Annotated in this window: 19 protein-coding genes and 1 rRNA gene; 9 read left to right on the top strand and 11 right to left on the bottom strand. The window is 70.7% G+C overall.

The window, feature by feature from the left end; translation table 11 throughout:
• Together DC432_RS09030 and mfd are read right to left on the bottom strand one after the other, a co-directional pair.
• Nucleotides 1–312: ribosomal RNA gene (locus tag DC432_RS09030) — 16S ribosomal RNA — on the bottom strand; the annotation flags it as partial.
• Between the two features lie 582 nt (nucleotides 313–894).
• Nucleotides 895–4,482, bottom strand: a complete 3,588-nt coding sequence (gene mfd, locus DC432_RS09025) for a transcription-repair coupling factor (RefSeq protein ID WP_165801229.1) — start codon at nucleotides 4,480–4,482, stop codon at nucleotides 895–897.
• An 83-nt stretch (nucleotides 4,483–4,565) separates the two neighbouring features.
• Between mfd and DC432_RS09020 the strand changes: the two genes are divergently transcribed.
• Nucleotides 4,566–5,051 (top strand): hypothetical protein, encoded by a 486-nt coding sequence (locus DC432_RS09020; protein WP_116537604.1) that lies wholly within the window; start codon nucleotides 4,566–4,568, stop codon nucleotides 5,049–5,051.
• A 123-nt stretch (nucleotides 5,052–5,174) separates the two neighbouring features.
• On the top strand, nucleotides 5,175–5,684 hold the full coding sequence (locus tag DC432_RS09015; RefSeq protein ID WP_116537602.1) for a DUF4064 domain-containing protein: 510 nt from the start codon (nucleotides 5,175–5,177) through the stop codon (nucleotides 5,682–5,684).
• Between the two features lie 76 nt (nucleotides 5,685–5,760).
• Here the strand turns inward: DC432_RS09015 and pth are convergent, their stop codons facing one another.
• Complete coding sequence (gene pth, locus DC432_RS09010; protein ID WP_116537600.1) at nucleotides 5,761–6,345, bottom strand: aminoacyl-tRNA hydrolase; 585 nt, start codon at nucleotides 6,343–6,345, stop codon at nucleotides 5,761–5,763.
• Between the two features lie 133 nt (nucleotides 6,346–6,478).
• Nucleotides 6,479–7,123 carry a 50S ribosomal protein L25/general stress protein Ctc gene (locus DC432_RS09005; RefSeq protein ID WP_116537599.1) on the bottom strand — a complete coding sequence of 215 codons (645 nt, stop codon included), beginning with the start codon at nucleotides 7,121–7,123 and terminating at the stop codon, nucleotides 6,479–6,481.
• A 294-nt stretch (nucleotides 7,124–7,417) separates the two neighbouring features.
• Here DC432_RS09005 and DC432_RS16855 point away from each other — a divergent pair, with 294 nt between their 5' ends.
• Complete coding sequence (locus DC432_RS16855; RefSeq protein ID WP_258222603.1) at nucleotides 7,418–7,543, top strand: hypothetical protein; 126 nt, start codon at nucleotides 7,418–7,420, stop codon at nucleotides 7,541–7,543.
• 88 nt (nucleotides 7,544–7,631) lie between these two features.
• Here the strand turns inward: DC432_RS16855 and DC432_RS09000 are convergent, their stop codons facing one another.
• Genes DC432_RS09000 through DC432_RS08990 form a run of 3 tightly spaced genes read right to left on the bottom strand, consistent with a single transcriptional unit; the run spans nucleotide 7,632 to nucleotide 10,818 of the window.
• A complete protein-coding gene (locus DC432_RS09000; protein WP_116537597.1) occupies nucleotides 7,632–8,633 on the bottom strand; it encodes a zinc-binding dehydrogenase in 1,002 nt (333 codons plus the stop codon).
• 20 nt (nucleotides 8,634–8,653) lie between these two features.
• Nucleotides 8,654–9,433: an SDR family oxidoreductase gene (locus DC432_RS08995; RefSeq protein ID WP_116537595.1), complete on the bottom strand. Its 780-nt coding sequence runs from the start codon at nucleotides 9,431–9,433 to the stop codon at nucleotides 8,654–8,656.
• A complete protein-coding gene (locus DC432_RS08990; RefSeq protein WP_116537593.1) occupies nucleotides 9,430–10,818 on the bottom strand; it encodes a GntP family permease in 1,389 nt (462 codons plus the stop codon). Before DC432_RS08990 ends, DC432_RS08995 begins: the two co-directional genes overlap by 4 nt.
• A gap of 144 nt (nucleotides 10,819–10,962) precedes the next feature.
• Here DC432_RS08990 and DC432_RS08985 point away from each other — a divergent pair, with 144 nt between their 5' ends.
• The 6 genes from DC432_RS08985 (at nucleotide 10,963) to DC432_RS08960 (ending at nucleotide 16,684) form a co-directional block, all read left to right on the top strand.
• Nucleotides 10,963–11,658: a FadR/GntR family transcriptional regulator gene (locus tag DC432_RS08985; RefSeq protein WP_116537591.1), complete on the top strand. Its 696-nt coding sequence runs from the start codon at nucleotides 10,963–10,965 to the stop codon at nucleotides 11,656–11,658.
• Nucleotides 11,659–11,683: 25 nt separating this feature from the next.
• The gene (locus DC432_RS08980; protein ID WP_116537589.1) at nucleotides 11,684–12,202 is read left to right on the top strand and encodes a gluconokinase; all 519 of its coding nucleotides are present in this window, start codon (nucleotides 11,684–11,686) and stop codon (nucleotides 12,200–12,202) included.
• An 88-nt stretch (nucleotides 12,203–12,290) separates the two neighbouring features.
• The gene (gene gndA / locus DC432_RS08975; RefSeq protein ID WP_116537587.1) at nucleotides 12,291–13,886 is read left to right on the top strand and encodes an NADP-dependent phosphogluconate dehydrogenase; all 1,596 of its coding nucleotides are present in this window, start codon (nucleotides 12,291–12,293) and stop codon (nucleotides 13,884–13,886) included.
• Nucleotides 13,887–13,902: 16 nt separating this feature from the next.
• Nucleotides 13,903–14,370, top strand: a complete 468-nt coding sequence (locus DC432_RS08970; RefSeq protein ID WP_116537585.1) for a VanZ family protein — start codon at nucleotides 13,903–13,905, stop codon at nucleotides 14,368–14,370.
• A 5-nt stretch (nucleotides 14,371–14,375) separates the two neighbouring features.
• Nucleotides 14,376–15,110 carry a response regulator transcription factor gene (locus DC432_RS08965; RefSeq protein ID WP_116537584.1) on the top strand — a complete coding sequence of 245 codons (735 nt, stop codon included), beginning with the start codon at nucleotides 14,376–14,378 and terminating at the stop codon, nucleotides 15,108–15,110.
• A gap of 152 nt (nucleotides 15,111–15,262) precedes the next feature.
• Nucleotides 15,263–16,684 carry a HAMP domain-containing sensor histidine kinase gene (locus DC432_RS08960; protein ID WP_207770786.1) on the top strand — a complete coding sequence of 474 codons (1,422 nt, stop codon included), beginning with the start codon at nucleotides 15,263–15,265 and terminating at the stop codon, nucleotides 16,682–16,684.
• A gap of 170 nt (nucleotides 16,685–16,854) precedes the next feature.
• Here DC432_RS08960 and DC432_RS08955 read toward each other — a convergent pair whose 3' ends face one another.
• The 4 genes from DC432_RS08955 to DC432_RS08940 all read right to left on the bottom strand — a co-directional run bounded on the left by DC432_RS08955 (nucleotide 16,855) and on the right by DC432_RS08940 (nucleotide 20,474).
• Nucleotides 16,855–17,481 (bottom strand): hypothetical protein, encoded by a 627-nt coding sequence (locus DC432_RS08955; RefSeq protein WP_116537582.1) that lies wholly within the window; start codon nucleotides 17,479–17,481, stop codon nucleotides 16,855–16,857.
• 73 nt (nucleotides 17,482–17,554) lie between these two features.
• On the bottom strand, nucleotides 17,555–19,108 hold the full coding sequence (locus DC432_RS08950; RefSeq protein ID WP_116537580.1) for an FAD-dependent oxidoreductase: 1,554 nt from the start codon (nucleotides 19,106–19,108) through the stop codon (nucleotides 17,555–17,557).
• Entirely contained in the window at nucleotides 19,105–19,980 is an 876-nt protein-coding gene (locus tag DC432_RS08945; protein ID WP_116537578.1) for an FAD:protein FMN transferase, read from the bottom strand. Before DC432_RS08945 ends, DC432_RS08950 begins: the two co-directional genes overlap by 4 nt.
• Before the next feature lie 5 nt (nucleotides 19,981–19,985).
• Complete coding sequence (locus DC432_RS08940; RefSeq protein ID WP_116537576.1) at nucleotides 19,986–20,474, bottom strand: FMN-binding protein; 489 nt, start codon at nucleotides 20,472–20,474, stop codon at nucleotides 19,986–19,988.
• Between the last annotated feature and the right edge of the window lie 100 nt (nucleotides 20,475–20,574).

Here is a 20,574-nt window from a genome sequence, read left to right as displayed (position 1 = left end):
GTGTGGCCGGTCACCCTCTCAGGCCGGCTACCCGTCGACGCCTTGGTGAGCCATTACCTCACCAACAAGCTGATAGGCCGCGAGCCCATCCCAGACCAAAAAATCTTTCCAACCCCCACCATGCGGAAGAGGCTCATATCCAGTATTAGACGCCGTTTCCAGCGCTTATCCCAGAGTCCAGGGCAGGTTGCTCACGTGTTACTCACCCGTTCGCCACTGATCCACCAAGCAAGCTTGSCTTCACCGTTCGACTTGCATGTGTTAAGCACGCCGCCAGCGTTCATCCTGAGCCAGGATCAAACTCTCCGTAAAAAAGAAATGCATACAACCACCGGGAAAACGGCGACCGCAGCGAGTTTGAAACTGACCAAAGAGAAACATCATTACTGACGTATCCATATGCCAACCAAAACGGTTGGTCTTTGATCCAAAGGAATTTCTCGCAATCCAACAAAAGTCAGACCGACGAGGAATAAATTGGCATTTGACAAGTGCACGCTGTTGAGTTCTCAAGGAACGGACGCACCCACAGAACAGTCATCGCGACCAACCATGGAGCAGTTCACAAAACAGCCACTCACCACCTCACAGTGGGACCCTGACGGATCAACCTCGTGAACGCGGCCGAATGACCAGAAGAAACCTTACACCATGCGGTGGGGTTTCGGGCGGTTCACCACTTGAGAGGACGCGGGGCCTTCCGGCCGCTCCGCTCTCCCCTGTGGGGCGAACAAGTAATAACTTACGCCCGAACCACCCACCCGTCGAATCCACACCACACCCCGGGCGTGTCGCTCCCACGAAACCCCGAAAACATGCGGAAAAACCACGAGGGGTTCCCCGCGGACTCTTCGTCCCGGGGAACCCCTCTCGTCGGTCGCGACCAACCCCTCGTCACGCGGACGCGGTCTCGACCGTCTTGTCGACCGGCAGCGGCCAGAGCGCATCGAGCAATTGACGCACCCAGGCGATGAGGTTCGCGTCGTCGACATCCTGCGGAAGGGGGACGACCATGGCATCCCCTCCCGCCACCAGCTTCGCCTTCGGGTACAGGCGCTGCAGGCGCACGCGCATCGACTCGGCGAGGTTCGCCGGGGCGATGCGCAGGTTCGAACCCATCGCGACGACATCGGCCAGGCCGGCCTGCGCGGCACGTCGGCGCAGACGGGCGACGGCGATCAGGCCCTCGACCTCGGCGGGCGGCTCGCCGTAACGATCGCGGAGCTCCTCGACCACCAGGTCGATGGCGTCGTCCTTGGCGGTCGCCGACGCGGCGGCCGACAGCTTCTGGTACGCCTCGAGGCGGAGTCGCTCGCTGTCGATGTAGAACTCGGGCAGACGGGCGTCGACCGGAAGCTCGAGGCGGAGCTCGGTGGGTCCGTCCACGTCTTCACCGCGGAAGGTCGAGACGGCCTCGCCGATCATGCGGAGGTACAGGTCGAAACCGACCCCCGCGATGTGCCCGGCCTGCTCGGCGCCCAACAGGTTGCCCGCTCCGCGCAGCTCGAGGTCCTTCAGCGCGACCTGCATACCGCTGCCCAGATCGTTGTTGACGGCGATCGTCTCGAGACGATCCGCCGCGGTCTCGGACAGCGGCTTCATCTCGTCGTACAGGAAATACGCGTAGGCCCGGTCGCGACCACGGCCGACGCGGCCGCGCAGCTGGTGCAACTGCGAGAGCCCGTACTTGTCGGCACGGTCGATGATGATCGTGTTCGCGTTCGAGATGTCGAGCCCGGTCTCGATGATGGTCGTCGACACCAGCACGTCGGCGCGACGTTCCCAGAAATCGTCGACGACCTGCTCGAGAGCGTGCTCCCCCATCTGTCCGTGCGCGACGACGATCCGCGCCTCGGGGACGAGCTCCGCCAGGTGCGCCGCCACCCGCTGGATGGACGACACCCGGTTGTGCACGTAGAACACCTGGCCCTCGCGCAGGAGCTCGCGGCGGATCGCCGCGGCGATCTGCTTGTCGTTGCGCGGTCCCACGTACGACAGGATCGGATGCCGGTCCTCGGGGGGCGTCGCGAGCGTCGACATCTCGCGGATCCCGGTGACCGCCATCTCGAGCGTGCGGGGAATCGGGGTGGCGCTCATCGCCAGGATGTCGACGTTGGTCTTCAGCTTCTTGAGCGCGTCCTTGTGCTCGACGCCGAAGCGCTGCTCCTCGTCGATGATCATCAGACCCAGGTCCTTGAAGATCACCTTCTCGGTGAGGATGCGGTGCGTTCCGATCACCATGTCGACGGTGCCGTCGGTGAGACCGGCGAGCGTCGCCTTCGCCTCTTTGTCGGACTGGAACCGCGAGAGCGGGCGCACCGTCACCGGGAAGCCGGCGAAGCGTTCGGCGAAGGTCTCGAGGTGCTGCTTGACCAGGAGGGTCGTGGGCACGAGCATCGCCACCTGCTTGCCGTCCTGGATGGCCTTGAACGCGGCGCGTACCGCCACCTCGGTCTTGCCGAAGCCGACGTCGCCCGAGAGCAGGCGGTCCATGGGGATCGGCTTCTCCATGTCGGCTTTGATCTCATCGATGGTCTGCAGCTGGTCCTGCGTCTCGGCGAACGGGAATGCCTCTTCGAGCTCGCGCTGCCAGGGGGTGTCGGGACCGAAGGCGTATCCCTTGGACGCCATGCGCGCCGAGTACAGCTTGACCAGCTCGACGGCGATGTCGCGGACCGCCTTGCGCGCGCGCCCCTTGGCCGCCGCCCAATCGCTGCCGCCCATCTTCGACAGGGTGGGCGCTTCTCCGCCGACGTACTTGGACAGCAGATCGAGCTGATCGGTGGGCACGAAGAGCTTGTCGCCCGGGTAGCCGCGCTTGGCGGGCGCGTACTCGAGGACGAGGTACTCCTTGGTGGTCTTGACGGCGTTGCGACCGCCGCTGGAGACCTCGCGCTGCGTCAGCTCGATGAACTTGCCGATCCCGTGCGTGGCGTGCACGACGACGTCGCCCGGCTTGAGCTGCAGGGGGTCGACGACGTTGCGTCGCCGCGAGGCGAGCTTCTTGACCCCGCGGTTGTCGCCGCTGACCGAGCGACCGTAGAACTCGGTCTCGGTGATGACCGCGAATCGCGACTCGGTCAGCTCGAAGCCGCGCTCGAGCGGAGCACACACCACGTGGGCGACCCCGGGCTCGGGCGGCGTGCGCAGATCATCGACGCGTCGCGCCGCGATGCCGCGCTCGGCGAGCACGTCGCGCGCGCGATCCACCATTCCCGGACCGGATGCCGTGACCACCACCGACCATCCGTCGGCGAGGAGCGTCCCGACGTGAGCGGTGGCGCCCTCGACGTTGCCCTGGAACGAGGGGACGGGATCGGCCTTGACGCGGTGCGTGGAGTCGTCGCCCGCGACGAGACCCTCGTCTTCGGCATCCGCCGCCCCCGAGTCGAAGGCGCTGAGCTGCCACCAGACGCCGCCGCGTCCGCTCGCGATCTCGTGGAGGTCGTCGAGGGTGACGAAGTCGCCGGAATCGAGGTCGACGGGGGTGTCGGCGCCGGCGGTCGCCGCCGACCACGCGGCCTCGAGGAACTCGCGGTTGGTGTCGCCGAGCGTGGTGGCACGGGCGAGCGAGCGTTCGGGATCGACGAGGGCCACCGCACTGCCGCCCGGAAGGTAATCGACCAGGGTGACCAGATCGTCGACGAGCACCGGGATGAGCGACTCCATGCCCTCGGCGGGGATGCCCTCGGCCATCTTCTCGAGCAGCTGGCGGAGTCCGGGATAACCGTCGCGCAGGGCCGCGGCGCGAGCGCGCACCCCGGCGGTCAGCAGCAGCTCGCGACTCGGGTTGAGCGAGACCGCCGACACGTCACCGGGCAAGGATCGCTGATCGGCGACCGAGAAGGCGCGGATCTGGTCGACCTCGTCTCCGAAGAACTCCACGCGGTAGGGGTGGTCGGCCACCGGGGGGAAGACGTCGAGGATGCCGCCGCGCACCGCGAACTCTCCGCGGCGGGAGACCATGTCGACCCGGTGGTAGGCCAACTCGATCAGGCGCGTCGTGACGGTCTCGAGCTCGTGGCCACGCCCCCCGACGACCAGATCGACCGGTTCGACCTCGCCCAGGCCGGGGGCGAGGGGCTGCAGGGCGCTGCGCACCGACGCGGTGACGACCAGGGGGGCCTCGCCGTCCCACGCGGCGATGCGCCGCAGCACGTCGAGGCGGCGCCCCACCGTCTCGGGGCTGGGGCTGAGGCGCTCGTGCGGCAGGGTCTCCCACGCGGGGAAGTGCAGCACGTGCGCGCCGGGGAGGACGGCATCCAAGGCGGGTCCGAGAGACTCGGCGCGACGACCGGTCGGCGCGATCACGAGCACGGCACCCGGATCGCCGGCCGCCCGCCGCCGTTCGACGAGGCCCGCGATGACGGGGGCGTCGAGGCCGTCGACGAGGGAGAGCGAGAGGTCGGCGGAGGCCGCGGAGGCGGCCTCGCGGTACGACTCAGCCTGCTCGAGGGCGCGCACGATCCCGGGAACTGTCACTCGGGAAAGTCTACGCGGGGCCTGTGACATCGGGTCGGGAGCTCGAGGGGGTTGCGTCCGCGGCGGTCTTCTAAAGTGGCGACATGACTTCGCCGAGCGCTCCGAACGGGCCCGTCTTCGCCGCCCCGCACGTCGCGCCCCCGGTCGGCGAACTGCGCACCGCGCCGCCCGCGCGTCGGCACCGGCGCCCGGTCGGAACCTGGGCCCTGCTGCTGTCCATCGTCGCCGGCGTCCTGGCCCCGGCCGTCGGCGGGTTCGCGGCCTACCGCGTCGCGCGGGGAGCCGCGCCGGGGCTCGCGTCGTCGACGTCGACCACCTTCGACTGGCGCATCCTGTCACCGGTGCGCGACCTGGTCCTTCTGGCGGAGGTGTCGTTCTGGACGGGCACGGCGATCGGGATCACCGCGCTCGTGCTGGGCATCGTCGCGATCGCCCGCCGCGTGGGTCGGGGCACCGGCATCGCCGCGGTCGTCGTCGCCGCGCTCGGACCAGCGGTGTTCACTCTGCTGACCGCGGTGGCCGCCGTCGCGGGGCTGGCCACGCTCGGCGAGACCGTTCCGGTCGTCTGACCCGACGTTCTCCGCGGCGCTACCCCGCGCATCATCGCGACGTCCACCCCCGCGGCCCTGTCGAGCCGCGTGCGTACGGTGTCGGAAAGGACGCGACGCGTCCGCTGACCAGAGGAGCATCCCGTGAGCACAGCACCGCCGCCCCCGGAGCCGTACGGCCAACCCGTCCCCCGCGCCGACGGCTATCCCGCCCCCGCCGCGCAGAACGCCTACGGTGCCCCCGCACCGCAGTACTCCCCGGCATCCCGTCCCGTCGTGTCGAAGAAGCTCGGCATCATCGCCTTCGTCGCGTCGCTGATCGCCGTCGTCGTGGGCGCGATCCTCGCCTACGTGGCGGGACTGCAGAGCGCGGGTCTGGCGCAGTATGCGGACGGCACCGGCCAGATCGACCCCGACAACATCCCGCCCGCGGCCGGAGAGGCCGCCGCCGCGTTCGCCGGGCTGTCGCTCGCCGCCTTCGTGATCTACGGCCTGTTCGGGCTCTGGGGCTTCATCCAGGGCATCGTCGCCGCGGTGAAGAACCGGGGACGCGGCTGGGGGATCGCCGCCATCGTCCTCGCCGTGCTCGGCGGCGTCGTGGTCGTCAGCGCGCTCGGCATCGGCGCGTCGGTCGGCATCGGCTCGACTCTCTGAACGCCGGAACGGCCCCGGTCCTCGCGGATCGGGGCCGTTCGCGTACCCGGCTCGCGCGCAGCAGGATGCCGGACGGTCAGGCGCGCGGGGCGTGAAAGCGCTGCTGCGCGGCGACCAGCCCCTCGTCGATCAGCATCTCGACCGCGTCAGCGGCATCCGAGACCAGGATCGGCAGGGTCGTGCGTTCCGCCGCACCGAAGGGATCGAGCACCCAGTCGGCCGGATCCTGGCGCCCCGCCGGGCGGCCGATGCCGACCCGCACGCGCGGGAAGTCGGCCGTACCGAGGGCCTTGGCGATGTCGCGCACGCCGTTGTGGCCGCCGTGTCCCCCACCGACCTTGAGCTTGATGGTGTCGAAGGGGATGTCGAGCTCGTCGTGGACGACGACGACCCGCTCGGCCTCGGTGCCGTAGAAACGCGCGAGCTGCGACGCGGGGCCGCCCGAGACGTTCATGAAGCTGTTCGGCTTGGCCAGGACCAGCTTGGCGGCACCGGGGCGCAGCCACGTCTCGACCACGCGCGCGTTGGCCTTGTGCGCCTTGAAGGACTCACGGCGGCGGGCGGCCAGTTCGTCGAGCACCATCTGTCCGACGTTGTGGCGCGTCGCCTCGTACCGCGGTCCGGGGTTTCCGAGTCCCACGATGAGCCAGGTGTCCGCCATGGCATCCATCCTTCCGGATCCGGTGAGGACCCTCGCCATCCGGGCGGGGAAGACGATCTCCCCCGCATCGAAAAAACGAGGGGGCGCGAAACGCGCCCCCTCGCCTGCCGCGGACCGTGAGGCCCGCGCGCGATCAGTTGTCGTCGCCCTCGGCGCCCTCGGCCGTCTCGGCCTCTTCGGACTGCTCCTCGGCGACCTCGGCGTCGGCCTCGGCGATCTCTTCGTCGGCGGCGATCGTGTCGAGCGGGACCGAGACACCCACGATCAGGGTCTCGGGCTCGGTCACCAGCGTCGCACCCCGGGGCAGGGTCAGGTCGGCCGCGGTGATCTGCGTGCCGTCCTCGGCGCCCTCGACGTCGACCTCGATGTTCTGGGGGATGTGGGTGGCCTCGACCTCGAGCGACACCGACGCGGTGTCGAGCATGGCGACCGTGCCGGGGAAGGGCTCACCGGTGAGGACGACGGGCACGTCGACGCTGACCTTCTCGCCCTTCTTGACCACGAGCAGGTCGATGTGCTCGATGACCTGACGCACGGGGTCCTTCTGGACGTCCTTCACCAGGACGAGCTGGCCCTTGCCGGCGATGTCGAGGTCGAGCAGCGCGTTGGCGCGACGGATGAGCAACGCGACCTGGTGGCCGGGCAGCGCGACGTGCTGGGGGTCGGTGCCGTGGCCGTAGATGACCGCGGGGATCTTGCCCTCGGCGCGCAGACGGCGGGCGAAGCCCTTGCCGAAGTTCTCGCGGAGCTCCGCGACGACCTTGTTGTCTTCCGACATGATGTTCTCCTCGCGGGCTCGGGGTCCCGCAGATCGTGAGCGGACGGGGTCCGCACCTGTGTGGTCTGGATTCGACTCGAACGCGAGCGCGTGAGGAAAGCCGGGAGCCTGCATCACCGCGTCGATCACGGACATCCGTGCGTGGCGACACGCACGCGGGGATGTCCCTCGCCGAAGTTCCCGGGAAGTCTACCAGCGCGGCGCCCCCGCCACGACCCGGCCGTCGCGGAACGGGCGGGCGGGTCGATGACGGCCCGTTAGGATCGAAGGGCCACACCGACCCGGAGGATCATCATGGACAGCGGCTTCTTCTCTCACGTCGTGCTCGGTGTCATCGCCACCCTCACCGCGATCGGCGGTGTGGCCGCGATCGGCGCCCTCTTCTCGCTCGGGCGCAACGCCTCGTACAAGAAGCACTGACGACATCGCGGGTGCGTCGTTTCGACGCTCCGGATCGACCGACGCCCCGGCCCCGTCCTCTCGGACGGCGACCGGGGCGTCGATCGTGTCAGAGCGCGAAGACGACCTTGCCCGAGCGCTGCGAGTCGCGCGCCGTGGCGAAGGCCTCGTCGGCATCCGCGAGGGCGAACTCGTGCGTGAGGGCGCTCTCGATCGCGGGCGTCGCCGCCAGCAGCGTGATCGCACGGTCGATCTCGTCGAGGAAGCGGAACGCACCGAGGTAGCGCACCTCTTTCGAGATGAAGGGGGCGAGGTTGATCGGACGGGGATCGTCGGGGAGCATCCCCACCTGCACGACCGTGCCGCCGGGACGGACGGCCTTGATCGCGGCCGAGATCGACACGGGGACCCCCGAGCACTCCAGGACGACGGCGTAGGCGTTCGGCTCGAGCGTCTCGGTCGAGACGTCGACCGTCTCGGCGGCGCCGAGGGCCCCCGCGCGTTCGAGCGGTCCGGAGAGCACGTCGGTCGCGGTGACGCGTGCGCCCGCGGCGACGGCGGCGGCCACGGCCATCAGACCGATCGGTCCCGAGCCCGTGATGAGGACCTCGAGGCCCTCGACGTCTCCCGCTCTGCCGAGCGCGTGCAGAGCGACGGCGAGGGGTTCGGCGAGCACGGCGCGGCGCACCGGCAGATCGTCCGGCAGCACCCGCACCATGTCGGCCTCGACGACCAGGTACTCGGATGCCGCGCCCTGCGTGTGCGGCCACGTCGAGGCGCTGCCGAGGTACGAGCCGCCCGGCCAGAGGTGAGGGGCATCTTCGATACCGTCTCGCTGAGTGCCGAAGCGCGCGGGATGCACGGTGACGGGCGTCCCCGGGTCCAGCGCACCCGAGGGGTCGAGATCGACCCGACCGGAGAGCTCGTGACCCGGGACGAGGGGCTCGCGCACCACGAAGGCCCCGTTGGCGCCCTCGTAGAAGTAGTGCAGGTCGGACCCGCAGATGCCGACGTACTCCACGCGCAGGCGCACCTGCCCCTCGCCGGGCTCGGGCACGGCCACGTCGCGCACCTCGGCGGTGCGCGCCTTCTCGATCAGCAGAGACTTCATCGGTCGCTTCCTCTCCGCGGTCAGACGACCGCCGTCATCCCACCGTCGACGCAGATGTTCTGCCCCGAGACGAAGCTCGACGCGTCGGAGGCGAGGAACAGGAGCGCCCCCCGCAGCTCGTCGATGTCGCCCCAGCGGGCGGCGGGCGTGCGCTGGGTCAGCCAGCGCGTGAAATCGGGGTCGTCCACGAGGGCGCGGTTCATGTCGGTCGCGAAGTACCCCGGGCTGAGGGCGTTGACCTGGATGCCGAAGCGCGCGAGGTCGGCGGCCATGCCGGCGGTCAGCTGGGCGACACCGCCCTTGGTGGCCGAGTAGGGCGCGATGGTCTGCCGAGCCAGGCGCGACTGCACGGAGGCGACGTTGACGATCTTGCCGGAGCCGCGTGCGACCATCGCCGGGGTGACGAAGCGGGAGACGTAGAACACCCCGGAGAGGTTGGCCGCGACGATGTCGTCCCAGTCGCCGACGGGGAACTCGTGGATCGGCGCCCGTCGCTGCACGCCGGCGTTGTTGACGAGGATGTCGGGCACCCCCACCTCGGCGAGCAGCTCTCCCACCGCGGCTTCGACCGTCGCGGCATCCGTCACGTCGAAGACGACCGCGTGCGCGGGGCGCCCGGACAGCTCCTCGGCCTCGGCGCGGGTCCGCTCGACCGCGTCCGCGTCGCGACCGTGGACGACGACCCGGGCCCCGCCGCGCGCGAGCGTCAGCGCCAGCGCGCGGCCCAGGCCCCGCGACGAGCCCGTGACGAGGGCGAGGCGGTCCGAGACGTCGAACAGCTCGGCGTTCGAGCCGGTCACAGAAGAGCCCCGATGCCGAACACCAGCAGCGCGGCGGCGAAGCCGAGGACGGACTCGATGGCCTGCTGCACGGTCCACGTCTTGAGGGTGGTCTTGACGTCCATGCCCATCAGGCGCCCGACCAGCCAGAAGCCGGAGTCGTTGACGTGACCGGCGAACACCGATCCGGCCGCGGTGGCGAGCGTGATCGCGACGACCTGGAGCGGCGAGAAGCCGCCGGCCATGACGGCCGGGGCCGCCAGTCCCGCGGCGGTGACGAGCGCGACCGTGGCCGAGCCCTGCGCGAGACGCAGGATGACGGCGATGACGTACGCGGCGACGATCACGGGCAGGCCGAGGTCGCTGAGGCTGTCGGAGAGCGCGTCACCGATGCCCGAGGCGCGCAGGACAGCTCCGAACATGCCGCCCGCGCCGGTGATCAGGATGACGGAGCACACCGGGCCGAGCGCCGAGTCGACGACCTTCTCGAGCGCGGTGCCGTTCTCGCCGCGGCGGAAGCCGAACACCACGGTCGCGACCAGCACGGTGATGAGCAGGGCGACGGGCGAGTTGCCGAGCAGCACCAGCACCTGCACGACGATGTTGGCGGGGTCCACGACCCCGGCGGCGCCGAGGGTGGTGAGGCCGGTGTTCAGGAAGATGAGCAGCATCGGCAGCAGCAGCACGGCGATCACGGTCGCGGGCGTGGGCGGGTTGCTCGGCTGGTCGGCGTCGACGTCGCCGAACAGCGCCGGGACGGGCAGCACGATGCGCTTCGCGACGAACTTGCCCCAGAGGTAACCCGAGAGGTACCAGATCGGGAACGCGATGACGAGGCCGACGATGAGCACCAGGCCGAGGTTGGCGCCGTACAGCCCGCTCGCCGTGACCGGACCGGGGTGCGGCGGCAGGAAGACGTGCATGACCGAGAACGCGGCGGCGGCCGGCAGTCCGAACAGCAGCACGTTGTTGCCCGACACGCGACGGGCGATGGCGAAGATGATCGGGAGCATCATCACCAGGCCGGCGTCGAAGAACATCGGGAAGCCGAGGATCAGCGACACGATGCCCAGCGCGAAGGGGGCGCGTTTCTCGCCGAACACGCGCACGAAGGTCTCGGCGAGCGCCTGCGCTCCGCCGGAGTGCTCGATCAGCCTGCCGAGCATCGCGCCGAGCGCGACGAGCAGGGCGACCGTGCCGAGGGTGCTCCCGAACCCCCCGGTCAGGGTCGTCACGATGGCCGACACCGGGATGCCGGCGACGAAGGCCGTCACCAGCGAGACGATGATGAGCGCGAGGAAGGCATGCACCTTCAGCCAGATGATGAGCACGAGGATGAGCGCGATCGCGCCCGCGGCGATGGCGAGCAGAGGCGCCGTGCCGAGTGTCTGGGTCCAGTCGTCCAAGAGATCTCCGTTGATTCAGCCGGTCGGGCGCGGGGTGGGGCATGCTGTGAACGCCGTGCGCCCGCCGAGGCGGTCACGGCATCCTCACACAATGATCATATTTTTGACAAGATAAGGTCGTACCAAACGGCCTAAGGAGGGGTCATGGCCCGCGCCTCGCACGGCTCGCTGCTGGATGCCGTCGGCATGCGCATCGTGGACGGCGACCTCGCCGCGGGCCGCGTCCTGACGATCGCCGACCTCGAGGCCGAGTACGCCGTGTCGCGCACCGTGGTCCGCGAGGCCGTGCGCGTGCTCGAAGCCATGGGCATGCTCGAGCAGCGCCGTCGCGTCGGCATCACCGTGCGCCCCGCCGCGGACTGGAGCGCCCTGGACACCCGCCTCATCGGATGGCAGCTCGCCGGCCGCCGACGCGACCAGCTCATCGTCAATACGACCGAGCTGCGCGCCGCGATCGAGCCGGTCGCGGCGCGGCTCAGCGCCCGCCGCGCCACCGATCTGCAGCGCGGCGAGATCCTGCGCCTCGCGGACGAGCTCGCGCGTCTGGGCGCCGCGGGCCTGGGCAACTCCCCCGAGTACCTCGCGGCCGACATCGCCTTCCACGACCTGATCCTGCTCTCGAGCGGCAACCTCATGCTCGCCGCCGCCCGGGCGCCGATCGCCGCAGCCATCGAGGGCCGCGCGATGCACGGACTGACGCCCGGCATCCCCAATCCCGACGCGCTCGACAACCACGTCGAGACCGCCGCCGCGATCGGCCGCGCCGACGCGGACGCGGCCGAGGAGCACACCCGGCGCTACGTCGCCGCGGTCCTGTCCGAAGTGCGCCGCACCATCTGACCCTCCCCCGACGAAGAGAGAAGCTATGACCACCACCGTCCCCGTCCTCGTGTTCATGGGCCCGGCCGGTACCGGCAAGTCCACCGTCGCGGGGATGCTCGCGGGCCGCCTGGGCTGGGACTTCCAAGAGGGCGACGACCTGCACCCCGCCGAGAACGTCGCCAAGATGGCATCCGGTCACGCTCTCACCGACGACGACCGCTGGCCGTGGCTCGACCGGGTCGCCGGATGGATCGACGGCCAGGTGCGCGCGGGACGCCCCGGGATCATCACGTGCTCGGCGCTCAAGCGCAGCTACCGCGACGTGCTGCGGCGCGACGACGTGACGTTCGTGCTGCTCATGGGCGACCCGAAGCTCGTGCTCGAGCGACTGCTGCGACGCCAGGGGCACTACATGCCGCCCTCGCTGCTGACCTCGCAGTTCGAGACGCTGGAGATGCCGGATGCCGACGAGAAGGCCATCCGCGTCGACCTCGACCTCACCCCGGGCGAGCAGGTGCAGACCGTCATCGATCGGCTCCAGCTGACTCATACACCGTCCTGAAACACCCCCGGGCCGAGCCGATACAGTGGCGGAGGCGGCCCGCGTGCGTCCGCACACCCCTTCCTCGCACCCGAACACGGAGCAACGAATGACGTCGACCCCTTCCCCGACCGGCCCCTCGAACGATCAGGACCAGTCCCCGCACGAGGCCGCGCAGGTGCACGAAGGCGCACCCGGCATCGAAGAGGTCGAGCGTCCCACCGCCGACGCCGGCTCGCGACCCGCGGGCGAGGGCGACGGCCGCGCCAACATCGGCGTCGTCGGGCTCGCGGTCATGGGCTCCAACCTCGCCCGCAACCTCGCCAGCCGCGAGGGAAACACGGTCGCGATCTTCAACCGCAGCCAGGACAAGACCGAGCACGTGCTCGAGAACCACCCCGAGGCGGGCTTCGTCGCCTCGTTCTCGTACGAGGACTTCGCCGCGTCGCTGGCCAAGCCCCGCACGGCGATCATCATGGTCAAGGCCGGTCGCCCCACCGACTTCGTCATCGACGAGCTCGTCAAGGTCTTCGAGCCCGGCGACATCATCGTCGACGGCGGCAACGCGCTGTTCACCGACACCATCCGCCGCGAGAAGGCCGTGCGCGACACGGGCATCAACTTCGTCGGCATGGGCGTCTCGGGCGGCGAAGAGGGCGCCCTGCGCGGCCCGTCGATCATGCCCGGCGGCTCCGACGAGGCGTGGGCCACGCTCGGCCCGATCCTGAAGTCCATCGCCGCGGTCGCCGAGGGCGAGCCCTGCGTCACCCACGTCGGCCACGACGGCGCCGGCCACTTCGTCAAGATGGTGCACAACGGCATCGAGTACGCCGACATGCAGCTCATCGCCGAGGCGTACGACCTCATCCGCCGCGCCACGGGCAAGACCCCGGCCGAGATCGCCGACGTGTTCGCCGAGTGGAACCGCGGCGAGCTCGAGTCCTACCTCATCGAGATCACCGCCGAGGTGCTGCGTCAGAACGACGCCGACACCGGCAAGCCCCTCGTCGATGTCATCCTCGACCAGGCCGGCGCCAAGGGCACCGGCGCCTGGACCGTGCAGACCGCGCTCGACCTGGGTGTGCCCGTGTCGGGCATCGCCGAGGCCACCTTCGCCCGGTCGCTGTCGAGCCACCCCGAGCAGCGCGAGGTCTCGGGCGGGCTCCCCGGCCCGTCGGGCACCGAGGTGCTGTCCGGTCAGGATGCCGACGCCTTCATCGAGCAGGTGCGCCTGGCGCTGTACGCCTCGAAGATCGTCGCGTACTCCCAGGGCTTCGACGAGATCCGCGCCGGCGCCGCGCAGTACGACTGGAACATCGACCTGGGTGCGGTGTCCAAGATCTGGCGCGGCGGCTGCATCATCCGCGCGCAGTTCCTCAACCGCATCGCCGAGGCGTACGACGCCGAGGCCGAGCTGCCCGTGCTGCTCACCGCCCCGTACTTCGTCGAGGCGCTCGGCCGCGCGCAGGACGCGTGGCGCAGCATCGTCGCGCTGGCCGCGGCCGCCGGCATCCCCGCCCCCGCGTTCAGCTCGTCGCTGGCGTACTACGACGGCCTGCGCGCCGACCGTCTGCCCGCCGCCCTGATCCAGGGCCAGCGCGACTTCTTCGGAGCCCACACCTACCGTCGCATCGACAAGGAAGGCACCTTCCACACCCTGTGGTCGGGCGACCGCACCGAGATCGAAGCCGAAGACACCCACTGATCCTCGAGGGTCGACCATGACGAAGCGGCGACGGGCAGGGCTCGTCGCCGCTTCGTGCGTGTACGCGTTCGCGGTGTGGTGGATGACGCTGCGCCCCTCGATCTACGACGCCGAGGTCGGCGGCATCCTGGGCGAGGTGCTGCGGCTGCTCGCGGCGTCGCCCGCGACCGCCTGGGTGAGCTTCGACGTCGTCGAGTCGGCGGCGAACGTGGCGATGTTCGTGCCGCTCGGTCTGCTGGTGGCGGCGTGGGGCGGGCGCTGGTGGCAGGGTCTCGTGCTGGCCGCGGCGCTCAGCACGGCGATCGAGCTGACTCAGCTGTGGTTCCTGCCCACGCGCGTCGCGGACGTGCGCGACGTCGTCGCGAATACCGCCGGGGCAGGGATCGGACTGCTCGTGGCCGCGGGCTGGCGGCGGTGGCGGCGCAGCTCACAGCAATCCCATAACGCTCGCCATAGAAAGCTCATAGATACGGGCGCACAATGAGTTCCATGACCGCGACCGCCGCCGCCCCCGCCTTCACCCGCCCCGACGGGAGCCCGCTGCGCGTGCTCGTCGTCGACGACGAGCAGATGCTGACCGACCTGCTGTCGATGGCCTTGCGGATGGAGGGCTGGGAGGTCAGGACGGCCGGATCGGGCTTCGACGCCCTGCAGTCCGCGCGCGACTTCGAACCGGATGCCATGGTGCTCGACATCATGATGCCCGACCTCGACGGCATGGCCGTCCTGCAGCGACTGCGCCACTCGGGCAACGACGTACCCGTACTGTTCCTCACCGCGAAGGACGCGGTCGCCGATCGCGTCGCGGGGCTCACCGCCGGAGGAGACGACTACGTCACCAAGCCGTTCAGCCTCGAAGAGGTCGTGGCGCGCCTGCGCGGGCTCATGCGCCGCGCCGGGACCGCCCTCACGCGGGACTCCGAGCCGATCCTGCGCGTGGGCGACCTGTCACTCAACGAGGACAGCCACGAGGTCGTGCGCGGCGGCCGCGAGATCGAGTTGACGGCGACCGAGTTCGAGCTGCTGCGGTTCCTCATGCGCAACCAGCGCCGCGTCGTGTCGAAGGCGCAGATCCTCGACCGCGTCTGGAACTACGACTTCGGCGGGCGTTCCAGCGTCGTCGAGCTCTACATCTCGTACCTGCGCAAGAAGATCGACGCCGGCAACGAGCCCCTCATCCACACCGTGCGCGGTGTGGGCTACATGATCAAAGCTCCCCAGTGAGCCTGCCCCCGCGGCCGGCTCCCCCGGTTCCCCCCGCGGCCGCTCCCCCGGAGCACGCCGCCGACCCGGCGACGGATCCCGGTCGCGTCGCCTCGAAGCGCTTCGGCCGTCCGTGGACGCTGCAGGCGCGATTGATGACCGCCGTGATCGGGATGGTCGCGTTCATCCTCGTGATGATCGGCATCTCGACCAGCGCCATCCTCAGTCAGGTGCTGTACGTGAACCTCGGGGCGCAGGTCGACGAGGCCGCGGCGTCGATCCAGCCGCGCACGGCGTTCCAGAGCACCGCGGTGCAGGTGCTGCAGTCCGGTTTCTTCGACTCGGGCACCCTGCTGGTCATGAACTCCCGCAGCGGCCTCAGCGGAGCCGTCGTCGGCGACACGGGGGCCCGCGCCCTCACCGACGACGACCTGGGAGGCATCGCCGACAGCCTGCAGGCCGCGGACACCAGCGAGCAGACGGTCGAACTGCCGAACCTCGGCGAGTACCGCGTACGCGCCTTCCCCACCCCGGGGAGCAACTCCGTCTTCCTCGTCGGACTGCCCCTGTCGCAGGTGACCGGCACGATCGGCGCCATCCTCACCACCGTCGCCCTCGTCACCGCCGGCGGCCTGCTGCTGCTCGCGGTGGTCATCGCGATCGTCATCCGCCTCGGACTGCGCCCCCTGCGCGCCGTCGCCGAGACCGCCACGCGCGTCGCCTCGCTGCGCATGGACCAGGGCGACGTCTCGATCACCGAGCGCGTGCCCGCCGAGCAGGTCGACGCGCACACCGAGATCGGCCAGGTCGGCACCGCGCTCAACACCCTGCTCGACCGCGTCGACGCCTCGCTCTCGGCACGTCAGCGCAACGAAGAGATGATGCGCCGGTTCGTGGCGGATGCCAGTCACGAACTGCGGACGCCCCTGGCATCCATCCGCGGGTTCAGCGAGCTGTCGCTGCGCGCCATGCGGCAGGCGCAGGACGACGAGAGCCGCCAGAGGATCGCCCTAGCCGTCGAGACGACCGAGCAGTCTCTCGAGCGCATCCAGGCGCAGTCGCTGCGAATGACCACGCTCGTCGAGGATCTGCTGCTGCTGGCCCGGCTCGACGAGGGGCAGGAGCTCGTCTACGGCTCGGTCGACCTGACCCGGCTCGCGGTCGAGGCCGTGGGCGACGCGCGTCCCGCGGGGCCCGATCACTCGTGGACGATCGACGTCCCCGACACCCCCGTCGAGCTCGCGGGCGATGCCTCGCGCCTGCACCAGGTGGTCGCGAACCTGCTCGCCAACGCCCGCACGCACACCCCCGCCGGCAGCGTCGTAGCCGTCTCGGTGGCGCACGAGGGTTCCGAGGCGGTGCTGCGCGTGCACGACGACGGCCCCGGCATCGACCCCTCGGTCGCCTCGCAGCTGTTCGAGCGCTTCGCCCGCGCGGACCGCTCACGCGATCGCAAGACCGGCGGTACGGGACTGGGCCTGTCGATCGCCAAGGCGATCGTCGACGCCCACCACGGCACCATCACCGTGCGGAGCACGCCGGGCGACACGACGTTCGAGGTGCGCCTGCCGGCGAAGCCCGCCGACCCGGCCTGAACGGAACGGATGCCGGGGCTCACCCGCAGCGCGAGGTGACCGCCGTCCGCGCCGCCTCGAGGTCGGGCCCCGGTGCCACCTCGACGTCGGGGATCAGCGGGCCGTTCTGGAGCGTTCCGGCGCGATCGACGTCGTAGGTCGTGGTGAGGATGAGCAGAAGCCGACGGCCCTCAGTCCCACAGCGGACGCACCCCGGCGGCGAGGGCGCGCAGATGGCCGCCGTCGAGCGAGAACCGCGACTCGGCGACGCCGAACGTCGTCCACTGCACGACGATGTCGAGCGGGCCCTCGGGCGGCAGCGGCCACAGCCACAGCCCGTCGTGCATCGTGTAGTCGTCTCCCCCACCCGACCCGCCGCCACCCGTCACGCGGACGGTGTGACGCTGCGGCTCGGACGGCGCGTCGTGGCGGTGCGGATCGGGGAACCCGAACGGGTCGTCCAGGAGCAGCCGCTGACCGTCGCCCAGCGACAGCCCCCAGCGCAGGCGTCCCGGGGTGCGGTCGGCCACGCCGAAGTGGCCCGCGAAGTCCATCTGAGCGAGCTGCCACTCCCGCGGATCGCGCCCCCCGCGGCGCAGGTGACGGTCGAGGAGGAACTCGACGCCGTCCGAGAAGACGCGCACGCCCATGAGGGCGATGACGACGTCGTCCGCGCGCGCGAGCAGCCCGGCCGGGCCCGACAGGACCGGGATCTCGTCGCGCGGGGGTTCGAACGAGGGGATCCGTTCGGACCGCCCGTCGAAGCGGTCGCCGTCGTCGTCGTCGATGGGATCGGAGGAGAAGAAGACCGAGCGCATGACCCCACTCTCTCCGCTGTCAGCACGAGACGCCAGTGCCGCGTCGAGCGGCTGCGCCCGCGCCGGTGGCGCGTCAGTACCCCGCGAACGCGTCGGTGGTGAGCGACTTCGCCCTCGCCAGCGCCGGGGCGAGCGCCGAGATGAGCCGCGGGGGTCCCGAGACGTAGGCCGCGCGACGCGCGATGTCGGGCACCGCCGCAACGAGGGCGTCGGCATCCACCCGGTCCGGTCCCGCCCATGTCCAGCCGGCGGGGAGATCCGACGGTTCGTCGCGCGAGAACACCACCACCGGGATGCCGGCAGCAGCGATGTCGTCGCGGAACGCCAGCTCCGCCGCCTCCGACACGACGTACACCAAGACGACGTCGCGCTGCTGACCCGAGGCCACCAGGTGACGCAGCTGCGATACGAAGGGGGTCACGCCGATCCCCGCCGCGACCAGCAGCACCGGTGCCGTCGGGCGCGACGGCAGCACGAAATCACCCCACACCCCCGTGACCGCGAGTGTGGAACCGTTCTCGACGGCGGCGAGGGCGCGCTTGTACGACGACTGCGACCCGTCCTTGAACGCGATCCGCACCTCGGGCAGATCCTCGGGCGCCGAGGCGATCGAGAACTCCCGTCGCGTGCCGCGCCCGTCGGGCCGGCGGTGCGGCACGTCGAGCTCGAGGTACTGCCCCGGAGAGAACCGGAACGGCCGGGCCGCGCGGAAGGTGAGCTCCCGCACCGTGGGGGTGAGGTCGCGCCGCCCCTCGACGCGCAGGCGCACCGCCGCCCGCAGGCAGAACAGGAACGCCAGCAGGTTGCCGACCAGCAGCGCTCGCTCCTGGCCCAGGGTGATCTCGCCCACCGGCAGCGGCCATCCCGCCAGCACGCCGACGAGGATCGCGACGGCGTACTGCTGTGCACGGCGCGGCGGCAGGGTGAGGGGCTCGGACAGCATGAACGCGCCGAGGAACAGGAACGGCGACGACAACGCCACCTGCGCCAGCACCGCCGGGACGTCGACCGCGAAGCCCGCCGCCTGGAACTGCACGGTCGTGCGGACGAACGCCACGGTCATCGCCACGACCCAGAACGTCACGACGATCGGCAGCTTGTCGGTGCGCAGCAGCAGCACGACACCGAGGACGAGAACGGGACCCGCCATCCACGGCGACCCCACCCACCACGCCGACCCGCCCAGGTCGGGGGCGAAGACGCTGAGGACGGTCAGCACCGTCGCCCCGGTCGCGGCCGGATTGCAGATGTGGCGCCCCCGCCACGCGAGCACGTATTTGCTCGCGGATGCCATGACCCCCGCGATCGCGAGTCCCACCAGGCCCAGCGGCTCGACGCTCGGACGCACGACGAACAGCAGGATCGCGGCGGTGATCAGCGAGGACTCCAGGCGGAGCGGCATCCGGAGCATCTTCTGCGCCGCGGCGTCGGTGAGAGCGCACGCGAGCGTGAGCACCACGATGCTGGCGACGAGCTCCAGCGGCTGCGGCACCACCAGACCGGCGAACGACAGCACGAGCGCGATCACCGCCAGCAGGCCCAGCGCCGACAGCACCAGGCGGTACATCGAGACCCGGCCGATCACACCGAGCACGCGGGTCGACCCCGCGGTGAGCGTTGCGCTCATGAGAAGACCTCTCCGTCGAATCCGGGCGACCACTCCACGCGCCCGTCGGTGCTCATGCGGACCCAGTCGGCATCCCAGGATGCCGCCAGCTCGGGCCCGCCGTCGAAGAACAGCGCCGTGGCCAGGGCGTCGGCCCGCATCGCCGTCTCGGCCAGCGCCCACGTCGCCGCGTACGCGCGCACGGGTGCTCCGGTACGGGCGTCGAGGACGTGATGCAGTCCGTCGCCCCACGCCCGCCGGTTGATCGCCGAGGCGCACAGGGCCCGGTCGGCCACGGTCACGACACCGATCGCACGCGAGGCGTCGTACGGATGCTCGAGACCGACGCGCGCGGGCGCGCCGCGGGCGGCCAGGTCGCCCGAGGCGTCGACGATCACGTCACCCGGCGCGTGGGCGGCGACGACGTCGAGCACCCGATCGACCAGCCGACCCTTGCCGAGCGCCCCGACGTCGATCGTCGCGGGCGCCGCGAGCGAGAGCGAGCCGTCCCACCGCAGCGTCTCGCGCCACGCGGGAGCCGGACGCGGCTCCCCCCGCGGCGTCAGGCTGAGGCGCCCGTCGTAGCCCAGTCGCGCGAGCGCCTCGCCCACGAGCGGGTTGACCGCCCCACCGGTCGCCGCGTCGAGCTCGTCGTACAACGAGAGCATGGCATCCGCGTCCTCGGGAAGGGGCACGGATGCCACCCGCCCCGCCGCGAGCGCCGACACCAGCGAGTCGTCGCGGAAGCGCGACCACTCGCGGTCGAACCGGTCCACGACCGCGGCCACCGCGGCGCGGGCGACCGGGGGCAGGGGCGCCGCCGTCTCGATCGCCCATGACGTGCCGATCGCCTCGAACGTCCAGGACGCGCGCGTCGCGGTCGGGGCGGGCATGTCGGTCAGGCCTTGGCCTCGGTCTTGATCGCGTCGACGGCCTTGTTGAACCCGCCGCTGGTGAGCGAGGAGCCGGCGACCTTGCTGACCGAGATCTCGTCGAGCTTCTTGCCGACGACCTCGTCCTGGATGCCGCCGATGAACTCGCTCTGATAGCGGCGGGACTCCGCGGCCTGCGGGTCTCCGGTGACCTCGACAGCGGTGACCGTGTCGCCGGCGATCGTCAGCGTCACGTCGACCGTCTCGACGCTCTCGGGCGTGGCGTACTGGCCCGTGGCCTCGTACTGGCCGTCCGTGTACGTGCCCGACGAGCTCGACCCCGCGGCGGCGCCGCTCGAGGCGGGCGACGAGGCGGCGGGGGCCGCGGCGCTCTCGGCGGGGGCGGCCGCGTCGGTGGCGCCTCCCGCGCACCCGGCGAGGGTGGCGATGCCGGCGACGCCCAGCAGGGCGGTGCCGATGCGGACGGGACGGGGTACGGCTGCGGTTCGGATCATGGGGGTCCTCCTTCGGTCGTGCCTCGCGGCGCGGTTCGTGCTCACGGTAGGGACACGACCTCGGCGCCGGCCCGGTTCATTCTTTTGTGCGGCCTGTGAA

Origin of the sequence: Microbacterium testaceum (assembly GCF_003075375.1) — a bacterium.
GTDB lineage: Bacteria > Actinomycetota > Actinomycetes > Actinomycetales > Microbacteriaceae > Microbacterium > Microbacterium testaceum_E.
The sequence above is the reverse complement of the archived record's forward strand: the minus strand, read 5'-3'. Positions and strand labels throughout refer to the sequence as shown.